The organism is Streptomyces tyrfis, assembly GCF_037034285.1.
In the GTDB taxonomy this organism is placed as follows: domain Bacteria; phylum Actinomycetota; class Actinomycetes; order Streptomycetales; family Streptomycetaceae; genus Streptomyces.
The window spans coordinates 96,814-113,472 of sequence record NZ_JBAGJZ010000012.1 but is presented as its reverse complement, the minus strand read 5'-3'; the positions used below and the strand labels follow the sequence as shown (position 1 = coordinate 113,472).

Genomic DNA, 16,659 nt, shown 5'->3' with positions numbered 1-16,659 from the left:
GTAGCCCGTCCACCGGCGGCCCCGCTGACGTCCTCGAACGCCGGGTGGGTTCGGCCGGCCTGTGAACCCGCCCGGCGTCGCCCGGGCGCGAAAGTCCATGGTTTCGGAACGGGAGTCCAATCGCGCCCCTTGCGCACCGGCCGCATCGGCCACCAAGGTCCTCCAGAAGGTTCATTCACCGGCCGCGCACGTCAGACCCCCCTTCCGGAGGATCGATGAACGACGCAGCACAGCAGGACGGCGGAACGCACCAGGACGGAACTCGGCCCGAGGGGCCGCGGCATGACGGAACGGAGAGCGGCGGACCGGGCACGCCCAGCCGCCGCTCGGTCCTGTGGACGACCGCCTCGGTGGCCGGCGCGGGTCTCGGACTCGGCGGTTACGGCGCCGGGACCGCTTCCGCCGCCCCCGCACGGAGCCCGGAGACGGCCGGCGCGGACCAGGCGTCCGCGCCGAGGCGCCAGGGACGCACCATGGTCGGAGTGCCGTTCGACCGGCGCTCCACCGTCCGGGTCGGCCTGGTCGGCCTCGGCAACCGGGGCGGCGGCATGATCGACCTCTTCCTCGCCATGGAGGGCGTGCGGGTGGTCGCCGTCTGCGACCCGGTCCGGGCCAAGGCCGAACGGGCGGCGGCGAAGGTGACGGCCGCGGGGCAGCCGTCGCCCGCCGTCTACACCAAGGGCGAGAACGACTACGAGAACCTCTGCCGACGCGGGGACATCGACCTCGTCTACGTGGCGACGCCCTGGGACTTCCACTTCGAGATGGCGAAGACCGCCCTGCTGAACGGCAAGCACGTCGGCGTAGAATGCCCGATCGCCCTCCGACTGGACCAGCTCTGGGAACTGGTCGACCTGTCCGAACGCACCAGACGTCACTGCATGCAGCTGGAGAACTGCTGCTACGGACGGAACGAGATGCGGGTGCTGCGCATGGCGCACGCCGGCCTCTTCGGCGATCTGCTGCACGGGGCGGGCGCGTACAACCACGACCTGCGCGGGCTGATGTTCGATCCGGAGTACTACGAGGGCCCCTGGCGCAGGCTGTGGCACACCAGGCTGCGCGGGGACCTCTACCCCAACCACGGCTTCGGCCCGGTGGCCAACTACATGGACGTCAACCGCGGCGACCGCGCGGTCAGCATCACCAGCGTCGGCTCCCCCGCGCTCGGGCTCGCCGAGTACCGCAGGAACAACATGCCCGCAGGCGACCCGAGCTGGAAGGAGACCTACATCGAGTCCGATCGGACGATCAGTCTCGTCCAGACCGCCAAGGGGCGGGTCATCCGACTGGAACACGACGTGTCGACCCCTCACCCGTACTCACGCGTCAACAGCCTCGGCGGCACGAAGGGCGTCTTCGAGGACTACCCCGAACGGATCTATCTGGAGCCCGACCACACGAACGACCAGTGGGGCGACTTCTCGGCGTACGCCCGATGGGACCACTGGCTCTGGAAGGAACACGCCAACCCGCCGGGGGGACACGGCGGAATGGACTACATGCTGGTGTTCCGGCTGACGCAGTGCATGCGGCTCGGCCTCGTCCCGGACTTCGACGTGTACGACGCGGCGACCTGGACGGCGCCGGTGCCGCTCAGCCATCTCTCCATCAGGGCGAAGGGCGCGCCGCAGCAGATCCCGGACTTCACGCGCGGCGAGTGGAAGAAGGCCCGCCCCGGCATGGATTCGGAGAGACCGGAGAAGGCCTGACCGTTCGGCGTACGGGGATTCAGCCCGCAGGAGTTCCGCCCACAGGACTTCGGTGCCCGGCACTTCGGCATGCAGGACTTCGAGGCTGAGGGGAGCGGGCACAGGAGCGCGGGCACAGGGGTGCGGGCAAGGAATTCGACGCGCAGGAGTTCGGACGCGGGGCTTCGGGGCGCAGGCCCCGGGTCCGGTCGTCGGGCCGTTTCCGGCGGCCGGGCCCCGCCTCCGACCAGGCCCCGCGTGCGTCGCCGTGGCGTGATCGGCACCGTTCGCGGAGAAAATCGATTGCCGCGGCGGAGGGGCGAGGTGACCATTGTGCGGTTTGCGGGATCAGTCGGACGAACCGGCGTCCCGTGTTTCCGGCACACCGACCCTGGGACGTCATGCAGATTCGCGACCTTCCGTACCCGGATCCCGGCGATCCCGATGTCCGCTCGGGCCCGCGCTTCCTGCTCTGGCTGGGCCGCGGTCAACTCGGCGGCCAGCTCAAGGCGATGTCCTGGGGCCTGTTGCACCACTGCGCCCTGGCCGGGTTCTCGCCCGCCGTGGGGTTCGCCGTGCAGGCGGTCGTGGACCGCTCGGGCACCCGGCTCGTGTGGGCGGGAGGTGCGGTCGTCCTCCTCGGCATGCTGATGGCAGTGAGCGACACCATGCTCCACCGGGCCGCCATCACCAACTGGATCACCGCCGCCGCGCGCGTTCAGCAGTTGCTGGCGCGCAAGACCGCGGAGCTCGGTTCGGCGCTGACCCGCCGGGTCGCCGCAGGCGAGGTCGTCGCGGTGTCCACCGGCGACGTCGAGAAGATCGGCTGGTTCGTCGAGGCGCTCTCCCGTTTCGCCGCGGCCGCCGCCGCGCTCGTGCTGATCTGCACGGCGCTCATCCTGTACATGCCCTCGCTGGGCCTCCTGGTGACGCTCGCCGTGCCGTTGCTGGCCCTGGCCGTACTGCCGCTGCTCCCCCGGGCCACCCGGCGTGCCGATCTCCAGCGCGAGAAGGCGGGGAGGGCGACCGAGCTGGCCTCGGACACCGTCGCCGGGCTGCGCGTGCTGCGCGGGATCGGCGGGGAGGATCTCTTCCTCGGCCGCTACCGCCGCGCCTCTCAGGAAGTCCGCCGGGCCGCGGTGCGCAGTGCGCGGATGTGGTCGCTGATCTCGGCGCTCCAGGTGCTGCTGCCGGGTGCGCTGCTGATCTCACTGGTCGTGTACGGGGCGACGCTGGCCCGCGAGGGCCGGATCGAGGTCGGGCAACTGGTGACGGTGTACAGCGCGGCGACGCTGATGCTGTACCCGCTCCGCAACGTCGAGGAGATCGCGATGGCGTACTCCTTCTCTCGTCCCTCCGCCCGGCGCGCGGTACGGGTGCTGGCGCTGCGCCGCACGGACCGGCCCGCGGCCGCAGCCGCGCACCCCGGCACGCCGGCCGGCGATCTGTACGACCCGGTGACCGGGCTGACCGCGCCGGCCGGCAAGCTCACCGCGGTGGTCTGCGGCGACCCGGACGAGGCGGGCCGGCTGGCCGAGCGGCTCGGCGGACACGCGCACCCCGAAACGGACGCGGGCGCCCGCGCGGGCACGAGCAAGGCCACCGGGACCGGCCCGGAGGCGCGCCTCGCCACCGAAACGGCCTGCGAGGCGGAGGCGGACACCGTCCCCGACCGCGCGGATGCCGCCGGAGCGCCCCCGGCACGCAGCCCGGCCGAGGACAGCACACCGGCGGACAGCACACCGACGGCCGGCACGGAGACACCCGCGGCGACGGCCGGCACGGAGACGCACGGCACGACGCCGCCCGCCGTCGTGCCCGACGCACCGCTGGACGTGCCGCCGCATCGGACCGCCGGCGTCCTCGCGCCGCGGCCGCCGTCCGTCCTTCTCGGGGACGTGGCCCTGGACGGGCTCCCGCTGGAGGCCGCCCGAACCGCCGTGCTGGTCCAGGACAAGGACCCGGTGCTGCTCTCCGGCACCCTGCGCGAGCTGCTGGACGTCCCCTCGTCCGGCCGGGTGACCGCCGAGGAGGCGCTGTCGGCCGCCCAGTGCGGTGATGTGCTGGAGGCGCTGGCACGGGCGTCGGGCCTCGCGGACGGCGACCCGATGACGACGCGTATCACCGAGCGCGGGCGCTCGCTCTCGGGCGGGCAGCGCCAGCGCCTCGCCCTGGCGCGTTCACTGCTGACGGACCCGGAGGCGCTGGTGCTCGACGAGCCGACCTCGGCCGTCGACTCGCACACGGAGGCCCGGGTCGCCGCCGGGATCAAGGCCTTGCGCCGCGGCCGCACCACCGTGGTGTTCGCCTCGTCGCCGCTGCTGCTCGACCTGGCGGACCGGGTGGCGCTGATGCACCGGGGTGCGGTCGTCGCGGTCGGGACCCATCGTGAACTGCTGCGCGCCGAGCCGCGCTACCGGGCGGTGGTGACCCGTGAGACGGAGGACGAGATCGCGGACCGGGCCGCCCGAGCGGTGCTCGGCGCGACCGGGACATACGAGGAAGTCGAGGAACGGGCATGATCGGCGTCGCGAGACCCGCGTACGACCCGGCGGCGCCGGAGTCGGCGACCACCCTTCCGGTGGGCAGCCCCGACACCGTGCGCGGCTATGTGCGGGAGCTGCTGAGGCGCCACCGCGGACCGTTCACGGCACTGGTGGTGTTCAACGCCGTCGCGGTGACCGCCTCGGTCGTCGGCCCGTATCTTCTGGGCGGGCTGGTCGAGGACCTGTCCGACGGCGTCGAGGATCTGCGGCTGGGACAGACCGCCGCGCTGTTCACGCTGGCGCTGGCCGTGCAGACCGTGTTCACCCGGATGGTGCGCCTGCGCGGCTCGATGCTCGGGGAACGGATGCTGGCCGATCTGCGCGAGGACTTCCTCGTCCGGTCGGTGGCACTGCCGCCGGGTGTGCTGGAGCGGGCCGGTACGGGGGATCTGCTCTCCCGGATCACCACGGACATCGACCGGCTGGCCGAGGCGATGCGCGAGGCCGTTCCGCAGCTGGCGATCGGCGTGGTGTGGGCCGGTCTGCTGCTGGCGGCGCTCACGGCGACGGCCCCGCCGCTGGCGCTCGCGGCGCTGATCGCCCTGCCGTTCCTGATCCTGGGCTGCCGCTGGTACTTCCGCCGGGCGCCGGCCGCGTACCGCTCGGAGGCCGCCGGGTACGCGGCGGTCGCGGCGGCGCTCGCGGAGACCGTGGACGCCGGGCGGACCGTGGAGGCGCACCGTCTCGGCGCGCGCCGGGTGGCGCTGTCGGACACCCGCATCCGGCAGTGGACCGCGTGGGAGCGGTACACGCTCTATCTGCGGTCCGTGCTCTTCCCGGCCGTCAACATCACCTACGCGCTGATCCTCGGCGCGGTGCTGCTGCTCGGCGGCTGGTTCGTCATGGCGGGCTGGCTGACGGTCGGTCAGCTGACGACGGGGGCGCTGCTGGCGCAGATGCTGGTCGAGCCGATCGGGCTGATCCTGCGCTGGTACGACGAGTTGCAGATGGCGCAGGTGTCGCTGGCCCGGCTGGTCGGGGTGCGGGACGTGGAGCCGGACGCGGGCGACGCCTCGGTCGTCCCGGACGGCCGGGACGTGCGGGCGGACGAGGTGCGTTTCGGCTATCGCGCCGGGCTGGACGTGCTGCACCGGGTGTCGCTGGACGTCGCGCCGGGAACGCGCCTGGCCCTGGTCGGCCCGTCCGGGGCCGGCAAGTCCACGCTGGGCCGGCTGCTGGCCGGGATCTACGCCCCGCGCACGGGTGAGGTCACGCTCGGCGGCGCGGAGTTGTCGCGGATGACGGCGGAGGACGTGCGGACGCATGTGGCGCTGGTCAACCAGGAGCACCATGTGTTCGTGGGTTCGCTGCGGGACAACCTCCTGCTGGCGCGCACTGGCGCCGCGGACGCCGAGTTGTGGGCGTCGCTCGCGGCGGTCGACGCGGATGTCTGGGCGAGGGGCCTGGAGGAGGGGCTGGACACCGAGGTCGGTTCCGGCGGTCTGGCGCTGACCCCGGCCCAGGCCCAGCAGATCGCCCTGGCCCGGCTGGTCCTGGCGGACCCGCACACACTGGTGCTGGACGAGGCCACGTCCCTGCTGGACCCGCGCGCCGCCCGGCATCTGGAGCGGTCGCTGGCCCGGGTGCTGGAAGGGCGTACGGTCGTGGCGATCGCCCACCGGCTGCACACCGCGCACGACGCGGACGTGATCGCGGTGGTGGAGGAGGGCCGGATCAGCGAACTGGGCAGCCACGACGAACTGGTGACGGCGGACGGGGCGTACGCGGCCCTGTGGCGCTCCTGGCACGGCTGAGCGGCCGGCTCCGGCCCCTCCTCCGGGCCGGGCGAGGCCGTGGGGCCGGCCGCTCCGGCGGCCCCGCGCCCTGTCCGCGGGCCGCGTCCCGCCCGCGGTCGGGAGGCGGCGCGGGCCGGACGCCCCGGACGGAGTGCGTCCGGGGCCGTGGTCAGATCACGCCGAGCGCGGCCGCCCCGCCCAGTCCGCCCAGCACCATGAACGCCGGCATCAGCACCTTCAGCTCCACCCAGCTGCCGGCCCGGAACCGCATGCCCTTCGGGGGGCCGACCGGGTACCAGCGCTTGCGGCCCACCGGGATCGGCCACAGGATCGGGCAGCCGGAGACGGTCAGGGCGTCGCCGATGTCGTGGACGAGGGCGCCGAGCACGATCGGCAGCCCGAGCCACAGGTATTCCTGCCCGGGGTCGGTGAACAGCCAGTCCGACCCGTTCCCCGGCTGGTCCAGGACGCCCGCCAGGATCCAGGCGCTGGTCGCGCCCAGCAGCCACACCAGCACGTCGCTGGACACCCGGGCGGCCCGCCACAGCAGCCCCTCGACGGCCAGCACGAGGTGGACGAAGAGGATGCCCAGGACAGCCCACCGGCCACCGGTGATCGCCGCGACGGAGGCCCCGGCGCCGACCAGGACCGCCCACAGCCAGGTGTGCGTCAGGGTGCGGTGGCCGCCGTTCCTGCGCGGGTCTCCGGAGCCCCGGGTCGCCTTGTAGACGGCGTGCGAGAGCGTGTCGACGACCTCGCAGAGCCATCGGGAGACGGCGCCGAAGGAGCGCGAGATGGTCGCGGACTTGTGATCGAGGTCCGGGGCGAGAGCGGCTCCGGCGGTGATCAGCGCCCCGACGACGAGAACCGGCCATGGCATCGGGTGGCCCGCCGCCGAGGCCGCCGCGCCCACCCCCAGCCAGGCCGCCGCCCCGGACAGTGAGTGTGCCGGTCCCATCATGGTGCTTCCCGCCCCCAAAATCGTTCTGCCGCCATGGCCTCTGTGGCACGGCCGAGTTGAGTGGGCAGCGTACCGTCCGTGATCTTCATACAGTCGTCCGGTTCCCTCATCCGGGCGGAAGGCAGGCAAGATGGGGGCGTGACCCTTATCGATCAGCTGCCCCCGACCGACGACCCCGACGCCCTCTTCGAGGCTTTCTCGTCATGGACCGAGACCCGGGGCATCACCCTCTATCCCGCTCAGGAGGAGGCGCTGATCGAGGTGGTCTCCGGTGCGAACGTGATCCTCTCCACCCCGACCGGTTCCGGGAAGAGCCTGGTCGCGGCGGGTGCGCACTTCACCGCGCTGGCCCAGGACAAGGTCACCTTCTACACCGCCCCGATCAAGGCCCTGGTCTCGGAGAAGTTCTTCGACCTGTGCAAGCTGTTCGGCACGGAGAACGTCGGGATGCTCACCGGCGACGCCTCCGTCAACGCCGACGCCCCGGTGATCTGCTGCACGGCAGAGGTGCTGGCCTCCATCGCGCTGCGCGACGGAAAGTACGCGGACATCGGCCAGGTCGTGATGGACGAGTTCCACTTCTACGCCGAGCCGGACCGCGGCTGGGCCTGGCAGATCCCGCTGCTGGAGCTGCCGCAGGCCCAGTTCGTCCTGATGTCGGCCACCCTCGGCGACGTCCGGATGTTCGAGGAGGACCTGACCCGGCGCACCGGCCGGCCCACCTCCGTGATCCGCTCGGCGACCCGGCCGGTCCCGCTCAGCTACGAGTACCGGCTGACCCCGATCACCGAGACCCTCACCGAGCTGCTGGACACCCGGCAGGCGCCCGTCTACATCGTGCACTTCACCCAGGCGGCGGCCGTCGAGCGGGCGCAGTCCCTGATGAGCATCAACATGTGCACCAAGGAGGAGAAGGAGAAGATCGCCGATCTGATCGGCAACTTCCGCTTCACCACCAAGTTCGGCCGCAATCTCTCCCGCTACGTGCGGCACGGCATCGGGGTGCACCACGCGGGCATGCTGCCGAAGTACCGACGGCTGGTGGAGAAGCTCGCCCAGGCCGGTCTGCTGAAGGTGATCTGCGGTACGGACACCCTCGGCGTCGGCGTCAACGTCCCCATCCGCACGGTGCTGTTCACGGCGCTCACCAAGTACGACGGCACCCGGGTGCGCACTCTGCGCGCCCGCGAGTTCCACCAGATCGCGGGGCGCGCCGGGCGGGCCGGTTTCGACACGGCGGGCTTCGTCGTGGCGCAGGCGCCCGAGCACGTCATCGAGAACGAGAAGGCGGTCAGGAAGGCGGGCGACGACCCGAAGAAGAAGCGCAAGGTGGTCCGCAAGAAGGCCCCCGAGGGCTTCGTCGCCTGGTCGGAGACCACCTTCGACAAGCTGATCCAGTCCGATCCGGAGCCGCTGACCTCCCGTTTCCGGGTCACGCACACCATGCTGCTGTCCGTGATCGCCCGCCCGGGCAACGCCTTCGAGGCGATGCGGCGGCTGCTGGAGGACAACCACGAGCCGCGCAGGGCGCAGCTGCGGCACATCCGCCGGGCCATCGCGATCTACCGTTCGCTGCTGGACGGCGGCGTGGTGGAGCGGCTCGACGAGCCGGACGCGGAGGGCCGGATCGTGCGGCTCACCGTCGACCTCCAGCAGGACTTCGCGCTCAACCAGCCGCTGTCCACCTTCGCGCTCGCCGCGTTCGACCTGCTGGACCCCGACTCCCCCTCGTACGCCCTGGACATGGTCTCCGTCGTCGAGTCGACGCTCGACGACCCCCGGCAGATCCTGGCCGCGCAGCAGAACAAGGCGCGCGGCGAGGCGGTCGGGCAGATGAAGGCGGACGGCGTCGAGTACGAGGAGCGGATGGAGCTGCTCCAGGAGGTCACGTACCCGAAGCCGCTGAGCGAGCTGCTGTGGCACGCGTACGACGTGTACCGCAGGAGCCATCCGTGGGTGGGCGACCACCCGGTGTCGCCGAAGTCCGTGATCCGCGACATGTACGAACGCGCCATGACGTTCACGGAGTTCACCTCGCACTACGAGCTGGCCCGCACCGAGGGCATCGTGCTGCGCTATCTCGCGAGCGCGTACAAGGCGCTGGAGCACACCGTCCCGGACGACCTCAAGTCCGAGGATCTCCAGGACCTGACCGCCTGGCTCGGCGAGATGGTGCGCCAGGTGGACTCCAGCCTGCTCGACGAGTGGGAGCAGCTCGCCAACCCGGAGGTGGAGACCGCCGAGGAGGCGCAGGAGAAGGCCGACGAGGTGAAGCCGGTCACGGCCAACGCCCGCGCCTTCCGGGTGCTGGTGCGCAACGCGATGTTCCGCCGGGTCGAGCTGGCCGCCCTGGACAAGGTCGGCGAGCTGGGCGAGCTGGACGGCGAGTCCGGCTGGGACGAGGACGCCTGGGGCGAGGCGATGGACGCCTACTGGGACGAGTACGAGGACCTGGGCACCGGTCCGGACGCGCGGGGCCCGAAGCTGCTGAAGATCGAGGAGGACCCCGCGCACGGCCTGTGGCGGGTCCGGCAGACGTTCGCGGACCCGAACGGCGACCACGACTGGGGCATCTCCGCGGAGATCGATCTGGCCGCCTCCGACGAGGAGGGCCGGGCCGTCGTCCGGGTCACCTCCGTCGGACAGCTGTGAGGGCGTACGCCGTGGGGGCCGCGCCGCTGCGAGAGTGGAGACATACCGTATGACGAACCCTGCCGAGCGCCTGGTCGACCTGCTCGACCTGGAACGGATCGAGGTCGACATCTTCCGGGGGCGCAGTCCCCAGGAGTCGTTGCAGCGGGTGTTCGGCGGCCAGGTCGCCGGGCAGGCGCTGGTGGCGGCCGGCCGGACCACGGACGGGGACCGGCCGGTGCATTCGCTGCACGCGTACTTCCTGCGCCCGGGGCGGCCGGGGGTGCCGATCGTCTACCAGGTGGAACGCATCCGGGACGGCCGGTCGTTCACCACCCGGAGGGTCACGGCCGTTCAGCAGGGCCGGACGATCTTCAGCCTGACGGCGTCGTTCCACCGTCCGGAGGAGGCCGCGTTCGAGCATCAGCTGCCGCCCGCCCGGGAGGTCCCCGGCCCCGAGGAGCTGCCGACCGTCGCCGATGAGGTGCGCGCGCACCTCGGGACGCTGCCCGAGTCGCTGGAGCGGATGGCCCGGCGGCAGCCGTTCGACATCCGGTACGTCGACCGGCTGCGCTGGACGCGGGAGGAGGTGGCGCGGGCCGAGCCGCGCAGCGCGGTCTGGATGCGCGCGGTCGGGCCGCTGGGCGACGATCCGCTGGTGCACACCTGCGCGTTGACGTACGCGAGTGACATGACGCTGCTGGACGCGGTCCGCCTCCCGGTGGAGCCGCTGTGGGGCCGGCGCGGCTTCGACCTCGCCTCGCTCGACCACGCGATGTGGTTCCACCGGCCGTTCCGGGCCGACGAGTGGTTCCTCTACGACCAGGAGTCGCCGGTCGCGACCGGCGGGCGGGGGCTGGCGCGCGGCCGGATCTACGACCGCGACGGCAATCTGCTGGTGTCCGTGGTGCAGGAGGGGCTGTTCCGCGCCCTGGAGGGCTGAGCGGCCCCCGCGCACCCGCGGGGGCGCGGGGGCGCGGGTCGGCCCGGCGGGGTCAGATCCCGGGCAGCGGGTCCTGTTCCACCTCGTGGCGCCGGGTGCGGATGTCCGGGGGCGCCGGATGCAGTTTGGCGTCGCAGGCCGGGCCGAGGCCGGTGCGGCGCGACTCCGTCCCGGTGAGGGGCCGGCCGCACAGGCGGCAGCGCACCACCCGCCGATGGGTCGTCCGGTCGGCCGGGCCGTCCTCCGGCGAGGGCTCGGGGTCCGGTTCGAAGAGGGATTCCGCGGGGTCCACGGCACGATCGTCCCAGGCCGCCCCCCCGGCTCCGCGACTCGTCGGCTCGCGCCGCGCCGTCCCGACGGGTTCCGGGCGGGCCGGCCGGCTCCGGCTGGCCCGCCCGGGGCGGACCGGGGGCGGGACCCGTCAGGGGGTGAGGAGCCTGGCCTTCTGGGCCTGGAACTCGTGGTCGGAGAGGACTCCGCGGCTCCTGAGGTCACCGAGCTCCTTGAGGTGCGCGATCTTGTTCCTCATCTCCTCGTCCGCCGGGAGGGTGACGGGCGGCGGGCCGTCCTCGGGAGCGGGTCCGGAACGCGCCGGTCCGGCGTCCTGCCGGTCCCGGCGGCGGACCTTCCCGGCGGGGGCCCGCCCGTCGACGACGACCCGGCCGCCGGAGCGCCGCAGGGCGGCGGCGAACGGGCCCGCCCACAGGTTCTCGTAGACGAGGACGCCCGCCATGCCGCCGGGTGCGAGGGCGGCGGCCGCCTCGTCGGCGTCCTCCCGGCCGAGCAGGCCGGGCCGCGTCCGTTCGAGCGGGGCGAGCCCCGCGCCGCCGTCCCCGGCCGGGCCGAAGGGTTCCACGTCCTCGACGGCGCCGTCGCGGTGCTTCCTGACGAAGGCCAGGTCCAGGATCCGGATGACGCCCCGGTCGACCAGTCCGGCCAGCGGAAGCAGTCCTTCGTCCGGCCGGCTTCCGGCCGGGAACTCCATCACCAGGCGGTGGACCGGTCCCGTCGCGTCGTGCTCTTCGCTCTCTCCGCTCACGCCGGCTCCTCAGCATCTCGACCGCTCCGGCTCCGCCGGAGGCCACGGCTTTCGCCATTGCAGCAGCGGGCGGACCGGAGCGCATCTCGGCCCCGTCCACGGACGGGGCGGGGCCGGCCGGGCCGCCGGACGCGTATGGGAGTCCTCGGCGGCCGGTGGCACCCGGTCCGGCCGGGACCGGCAGGGGCCGCCGGGCGCGGCACACCGTTCGCCGTACGCGCGGACTTCGGGGCCGCACGGCTGCGGACGGCCCGGCGTTCGAGTTCGTGTCGATCAACTCGCGGGCAGGACAATGGCTGTTGGAAGCCACCCTCACAAGGAGCACCTCATGGCGCTGTACGACATCCCGCTGCGCACCCTCGACGGCGAGCCCACCTCCCTGGCCGACTACCGGGGCCGGGCGGTCCTCGTGGTGAACGTCGCGTCCCAGTGCGGCCTCACCCCGCAGTACGCGGGCCTGGAACGGCTCCAGAAGGCGTACGGGGACCGCGGGTTCACGGTGCTGGGCGTGCCGTGCAACCAGTTCGCCGGCCAGGAGCCGGGGAGCGCGGAGGAGATCCGCGCGTTCTGCTCGACGACGTACGGGGTCACCTTCCCGCTGCTGGAGAAGACCGAGGTGAACGGCGAGAACCGGCACCCGCTCTACGCCGAGCTGACCGCACTGGCCGACGCGGACGGCGAGGCCGGGGACATTCAGTGGAACTTCGAGAAGTTCCTCGTCTCGCCGGCGGGCGAAGCCGTCGCGCGGCTGCGTCCGGGCACCGACCCGGAGGCCCCGGAGCTCGTCGCCGCCATCGAGGCCCAGCTGCCCGCCTGACGGCCGGGCCCGCGCCGGCCCCGGCGGCTCCCCGTGGGGCGCGTGCCCGGGCCGCCCCGCCGCCGGTCACGGCCGGCGCGGCGCCCGGGCCCGCGCCCCACGGGTCCGCGCGCCGCGTGGGCGGACGCACGACTCCTGCGGGACCGAGCGGAGACGCACACGGGCCCGCTCTCCGCGTCGGCGGACGCCCGGCCCGGTCAGCGGATCTGCATGCCCGAGAGGGTGCGGGCGATCACCAGGCGCTGGATCTCGCTGGTGCCCTCGAAGATGGTGTAGATCGCCGCGTCCCGGTGCATCCGCTCCACCGGGTATTCGCGGGTGAAGCCGTTGCCGCCGAGGATCTGCACGGCCTGCGCGGTGACCTTCTTCGCCGTCTCGCTCGCGAAGAGCTTGGACATGGAGCCCTCGGCCGAGGTGAAGGGCTTGCCGGCAACGGCCATCCAGGACGCCCGCCAGACCAGCAGCCGGGCCGCGTCGATCTGTGTGCGCATGTCCGCCAGCTGGAAGGCGACGCCCTGGTTGTCGATGATGGGCCGGCCGAACTGGGTGCGGGTCTTCGCGTAGTCCAGCGCCACCTCGTACGCGGCGCGGGCCGTGCCGACCGCCATGGCGCCGACGGCCGGACGGGACGCCTCGAAGGTGGCCATCGCCGCGTTCTTCACCCGCTCGCCGCCGGCCGCGGCGCGCTCCCGGGCCCGGGCCAGCCGCTGGTCGAGCTTCTCCTTGCCGCCGAGCAGGCAGTGGCCGGGAACCCGCACGTCCTCCAGGACGACCTCGGCGGTGTGCGAGGCGCGGATGCCGTGCTTCTTGAATTTCTGCCCCTGGGAGAGACCGGGGGCGCCGGGCGGCACGATGAAGGAGGCGTGCCCCTTGGAGCCCAGCTCGGGGTCGACCACGGCGACGACGACGTGGACGTCGGCTATGCCCCCGTTGGTCGCCCAGGTCTTGGTGCCGTTCAGCACCCACTCGTCCTTCGCCTGGTCGTACACGGCACGGGTGCGCATCGAGGCGACGTCGGAGCCGGCGTCCGGCTCGGAGGAGCAGAAGGCGGCGACCTTGACGTCGTCGGGCGTGCCGTACATCTGCGGGATCCAGGTGCCGATCTGCTCCTCGGTGCCGTTGGCGAGGACGCCCACGGCCGCCAGGCCCGTGCCGACGATCGACAGGGCGATGCCCGCGTCCCCCCAGAACAGCTCCTCCATCGCCATCGGGATGCCGAGGCCGGTCGGGTCGAAGAACTGCTGGGCGTAGAAGTCGAGGGAGTAGATGCCGACCTTGGCGGCTTCCTGGATGACCGGCCAGGGCGTCTCCTCACGCTCGTCCCACTCCGAGGCCGCCGGACGGATCACATCGGCGGCGAAGCCGTGGAGCCAGTCGCGGACCTGCTTCTGGTCCTCATTGAGTTCGAGCGTGAAATCGGCCATCTTCCCCTCCGGGCACTGCCGTGGAAAACTCTTGTTACTTGCGGTAACACCAGTCTGTTACCGACAAGTAGCCCATGTCAACCGCCCGGGTGCCGATCCGCGCCCCGGCGGGCGGGGTGTTACGTTGCGCAGGCACGACGCAATCGCAAGGCCAGGGGTGGGGAGAGGGCGACATGGAGACCACACGACAGGCCGAGCGGCAACGGACAACGGCCGAGGACCGCCGCCGCGAGCTGCTGGAGGCCGCCGACCGCGTGGTGCTCAGGGACGGACCGGGCGCCTCGATGAACGCCATCGCGGCGGAGGCCGGGATCACCAAGCCCATCCTCTACCGGCACTTCGGCGACAAGGGCGGCCTCTACCGGGCCCTCGCCAAGCGCCATACCGACGCCCTGCTGAGCGCGCTGCGGGCGGCGCTGGACGCGCCGGCCGAGCGCCGACGGCGCGTGGAGTCGACGCTCGACACCTACCTCGCGGCGATCGAGGCCCGGCCGCAGGTCTACCGCTTCCTGATGCACCCCGCCGACGACCCGGCCACCTCCGCCGAGTCGGGCTTCGACGTCGGACGGCACTCCGCCCCGCTGCTGCGCAGACTCGGCGAGGAGCTCGCCGAGGTGATCGCCGAGCGGGTGGACCTGGGGCCGGACGGCGGGGAGACGGCCCGGATCTGGGGTCATGGCATCGTCGGGATGATGCACGCGGCGGGAGACTGGTGGCTGGGCGAACGCCCCTGCCCCCGCGAGCAGTTGGTGCGCAGCCTGGCGGATCTGCTGTGGGGCAGGCTGGCCGCGGTGGGCGACCGGCCCGGCGGTCCGGGGTTCTGAGGGGCCGCCGGGCCGCCTCGGGCGGGCGACGGCGGTCGGCGGCCTCTCGCCGCGCGGCCGGAAGGTCGTGGCGCGGCGTGCCGCCACCGGGCGCGGCGCCCGTTCCGTCGGCGGGACCCGCCGGGCCCGGCCGGCCGGTCAGTCGCCTCTCGCCCAGGGCGCCCGGCGGGCCGCGCGCAGCGCCACCGCCCGGCGCAGCCCGGTGAGCCGGTCCGTGTAGACCCGGCCCTCCAGGTGGTCGCACTCGTGCTGGAGGCAGCGGGCGAAGAAGCCGGTCCCGGTGACCCGGACCGGCTCGCCGCCCAGGGTCACGCCCTCGACGACGGCCCGGTCGAAGCGCGGGGTGCCCGCCTCGATGCCGGGGAGCGAGAGGCAGCCCTCCGGGCCGCGCACGGTGACGCCGTCCGCCTCGACCAGCCTCGGGTTGACGAGGTGGCCCAGGTGCCGTACGTCCTCGTCGTCCGGGCAGTCGTAGACGAACACCCGCAGCGGGACGCCGATCTGATTGGCCGCTAGGCCCACGCCGCCGGCCGCGTACATGGTGGCGAACATGTCCTCGACGAGGCGGGCGAGCGGGGGGCCGAAGTCCGTGACGGGTTCGCAGGCGCTGTGCAGCACCGGATCTCCGAGCAGACTCATGGCGCGAATCAGTCCGGAACTGCCGGGGATCGGGCGGTTTCGCATGGCGGTCATCGTACGTTCCGCACGCCGGGCGCCGCCGCCGCGGTGCCGCGGTGCGGTCTTCGCGCCGGACATCGATAGGCTGGGCGTGGACCGATGCAAGGAGGATCTAGGACGATGGCAGGCAACACGGAGCCGCTGTCGCCGCGGGCCAAACTGGCCGTGACGGCGGGCAAGGCCGCGGCGGCGGTGTCGCGCGCCGCGGGGCGCGGCAGCGGATCGGTGATCGGCGGCCGGGTGGCGCTCAAGCTCGACCCCGACCTGCTGGGGCGGCTGGCGCAGCACCTGGACGTGATCCTCGTGTCGGCGACGAACGGCAAGACGACGACGACCCGGCTGATCGCCGAGGCGCTGCGGGCCGCGGGCCCGGTCGTCTCCAACGCGCTCGGCGCGAACATGCCGGCGGGGATCACCTCGGCCCTGGCGGGCGGTTCCGACGCCCAGTACGGCGTGATAGAGGTCGACGAGAAGTACCTCGCCGGGGTCGCCCGCGACACGACGCCCAAGGTGATCGCGCTGCTCAACCTCTCCCGCGACCAGCTGGACCGCGCCGCGGAGACCCGGATGCTGGCGGAGAAGTGGCGCGAGGGCCTGTCCGGCTCGAAGGCCGTGATCGTGGCGAACGCCGACGACCCGCTGATCGTCTGGGCGGCGTCCTCCTCCCCCAACGTGGTGTGGGTGGCGGCCGGCCAGGCGTGGAAGGACGACGCCTGGTCGTGCCCGGCGTGCGGCGGCGTGATGCAGCGCCCCGGCGACGACTGGTTCTGCGGCGAGTGCGGTTTCCGCCGCCCCGCCCCCAGCTGGGTGCTGCACGGCGACTACGTCCTGGACCCGCACGGTTCGGCGTGGCCGATCCACCTCCAGCTGCCCGGCCGCGCCAACAAGGCCAACGCCGCCACCTCCGCCGCCGTGGCCGCCGTCTTCGGCGTGCCGCCGCAGGTCGCGCTGGAGCGGATGTACCAGGTGCAGGCCGTCGCGGGCCGCTACGACGTGGTGACGTTCCTGGAGCGGGAGCTGCGGCTGCTGCTGGCGAAGAACCCGGCGGGCTGGCTGGAGACGTTCTCGCTGATCGACCCGCCGCCCACGCCGGTGGTCCTCTCCGTCAACGCCCGCGGGGCGGACGGCACGGACACCTCCTGGCTGTGGGACGTGGACTACACCCAGCTCGCCGGTCACCCGATCTTCGTGCTCGGCGACCGCAAGCTGGACCTCGCGGTCCGCCTGGAGGTGGCCGGTCTCGACTTCCGGGTCTGCGAGAGCCTCGACGAGGCCGTGCACCAGGCCCCGCCCGGCCGTATCGAGGTCATCGCCAACTACACCGCCTTCCAGGATCTGCGCCGTCGTGTCGGCAACTGACCCCGGCCCC

13 protein-coding genes are annotated in these 16,659 nt (G+C 73.0%); 8 read left to right on the top strand and 5 right to left on the bottom strand.

Annotated elements, in window-relative coordinates:
• Positions 1-215 precede the first annotated feature (215 nt).
• From WA762_RS12050 to WA762_RS12040, 3 genes are all read left to right on the top strand, one after another.
• Entirely contained in the window at positions 216-1,712 is a 1,497-nt protein-coding gene (locus WA762_RS12050; RefSeq protein ID WP_335935518.1) for a Gfo/Idh/MocA family protein, read from the top strand.
• Between the two features lie 380 nt (positions 1,713-2,092).
• On the top strand, positions 2,093-4,213 hold the full coding sequence (locus WA762_RS12045; protein WP_335935517.1) for an ABC transporter transmembrane domain-containing protein: 2,121 nt from the start codon (positions 2,093-2,095) through the stop codon (positions 4,211-4,213).
• A complete protein-coding gene (locus WA762_RS12040) occupies positions 4,210-5,991 on the top strand; it encodes an ABC transporter ATP-binding protein (RefSeq protein ID WP_335935516.1) in 1,782 nt (593 codons plus the stop codon). The genes WA762_RS12045 and WA762_RS12040 overlap by 4 nt, the downstream gene beginning before the upstream one ends.
• Positions 5,992-6,142: 151 nt before the next feature.
• Here WA762_RS12040 and WA762_RS12035 read toward each other — a convergent pair whose 3' ends face one another.
• Positions 6,143-6,934, bottom strand: coding sequence for a metal-dependent hydrolase (locus WA762_RS12035; RefSeq protein WP_335935515.1), 792 nt, complete (start codon positions 6,932-6,934; stop codon positions 6,143-6,145).
• Between the two features lie 138 nt (positions 6,935-7,072).
• Between WA762_RS12035 and WA762_RS12030 the strand changes: the two genes are divergently transcribed.
• Positions 7,073-9,586: a DEAD/DEAH box helicase gene (locus WA762_RS12030; protein WP_335935514.1), complete on the top strand. Its 2,514-nt coding sequence runs from the start codon at positions 7,073-7,075 to the stop codon at positions 9,584-9,586.
• A 49-nt stretch (positions 9,587-9,635) separates the two neighbouring features.
• Positions 9,636-10,508, top strand: a complete 873-nt coding sequence (locus tag WA762_RS12025) for an acyl-CoA thioesterase (RefSeq protein ID WP_335935513.1) — start codon at positions 9,636-9,638, stop codon at positions 10,506-10,508.
• A 52-nt stretch (positions 10,509-10,560) separates the two neighbouring features.
• Here the strand turns inward: WA762_RS12025 and WA762_RS12020 are convergent, their stop codons facing one another.
• Entirely contained in the window at positions 10,561-10,800 is a 240-nt protein-coding gene (locus WA762_RS12020; RefSeq protein WP_335935512.1) for a DUF6011 domain-containing protein, read from the bottom strand.
• Between the two features lie 129 nt (positions 10,801-10,929).
• A complete protein-coding gene (locus tag WA762_RS12015; RefSeq protein WP_335935511.1) occupies positions 10,930-11,547 on the bottom strand; it encodes an SHOCT domain-containing protein in 618 nt (205 codons plus the stop codon).
• Between the two features lie 328 nt (positions 11,548-11,875).
• On the opposite strand from WA762_RS12015, the gene WA762_RS12010 reads away from it, so the two are divergent.
• Positions 11,876-12,364 carry a glutathione peroxidase gene (locus WA762_RS12010; protein ID WP_335935510.1) on the top strand — a complete coding sequence of 163 codons (489 nt, stop codon included), beginning with the start codon at positions 11,876-11,878 and terminating at the stop codon, positions 12,362-12,364.
• Positions 12,365-12,561: 197 nt separating this feature from the next.
• On the opposite strand, the gene WA762_RS12005 is transcribed toward WA762_RS12010, so the two are convergent.
• Positions 12,562-13,788 (bottom strand): acyl-CoA dehydrogenase family protein, encoded by a 1,227-nt coding sequence (locus tag WA762_RS12005; protein WP_335935509.1) that lies wholly within the window; start codon positions 13,786-13,788, stop codon positions 12,562-12,564.
• A 173-nt stretch (positions 13,789-13,961) separates the two neighbouring features.
• Here WA762_RS12005 and WA762_RS12000 point away from each other — a divergent pair, with 173 nt between their 5' ends.
• Positions 13,962-14,612 (top strand): TetR/AcrR family transcriptional regulator, encoded by a 651-nt coding sequence (locus WA762_RS12000; protein ID WP_335935508.1) that lies wholly within the window; start codon positions 13,962-13,964, stop codon positions 14,610-14,612.
• Positions 14,613-14,750: 138 nt separating this feature from the next.
• Here the strand turns inward: WA762_RS12000 and def are convergent, their stop codons facing one another.
• The gene (def, locus tag WA762_RS11995; RefSeq protein WP_335935507.1) at positions 14,751-15,305 is read right to left on the bottom strand and encodes a peptide deformylase; all 555 of its coding nucleotides are present in this window, start codon (positions 15,303-15,305) and stop codon (positions 14,751-14,753) included.
• A 105-nt stretch (positions 15,306-15,410) separates the two neighbouring features.
• On the opposite strand from def, the gene WA762_RS11990 reads away from it, so the two are divergent.
• Positions 15,411-16,649 carry a Mur ligase family protein gene (locus WA762_RS11990; protein ID WP_335935506.1) on the top strand — a complete coding sequence of 413 codons (1,239 nt, stop codon included), beginning with the start codon at positions 15,411-15,413 and terminating at the stop codon, positions 16,647-16,649.
• Positions 16,650-16,659: the final 10 nt, after the last annotated feature.

What these genes read in the sequence shown, in the direction of transcription:
- WA762_RS12050 (WP_335935518.1), top strand. Translation starts at nt 216, where the DNA reads ATGAACGACGCAGCACAGCAGGACGGCGGAACGCACCAGGACGGAACT.
- WA762_RS12045 (WP_335935517.1), top strand. Translation starts at nt 2,093, where the DNA reads ATGCAGATTCGCGACCTTCCGTACCCGGATCCCGGCGATCCCGATGTC.
- WA762_RS12040 (WP_335935516.1), top strand. Translation starts at nt 4,210, where the DNA reads ATGATCGGCGTCGCGAGACCCGCGTACGACCCGGCGGCGCCGGAGTCG.
- WA762_RS12035 (WP_335935515.1), bottom strand. Translation starts at nt 6,934, where the DNA reads ATGATGGGACCGGCACACTCACTGTCCGGGGCGGCGGCCTGGCTGGGG.
- WA762_RS12025 (WP_335935513.1), top strand. Translation starts at nt 9,636, where the DNA reads ATGACGAACCCTGCCGAGCGCCTGGTCGACCTGCTCGACCTGGAACGG.
- WA762_RS12010 (WP_335935510.1), top strand. Translation starts at nt 11,876, where the DNA reads ATGGCGCTGTACGACATCCCGCTGCGCACCCTCGACGGCGAGCCCACC.
- WA762_RS12005 (WP_335935509.1), bottom strand. Translation starts at nt 13,788, where the DNA reads ATGGCCGATTTCACGCTCGAACTCAATGAGGACCAGAAGCAGGTCCGC.
- WA762_RS12000 (WP_335935508.1), top strand. Translation starts at nt 13,962, where the DNA reads ATGGAGACCACACGACAGGCCGAGCGGCAACGGACAACGGCCGAGGAC.
- def (WP_335935507.1), bottom strand. Translation starts at nt 15,305, where the DNA reads ATGACCGCCATGCGAAACCGCCCGATCCCCGGCAGTTCCGGACTGATT.
- WA762_RS11990 (WP_335935506.1), top strand. Translation starts at nt 15,411, where the DNA reads ATGGCAGGCAACACGGAGCCGCTGTCGCCGCGGGCCAAACTGGCCGTG.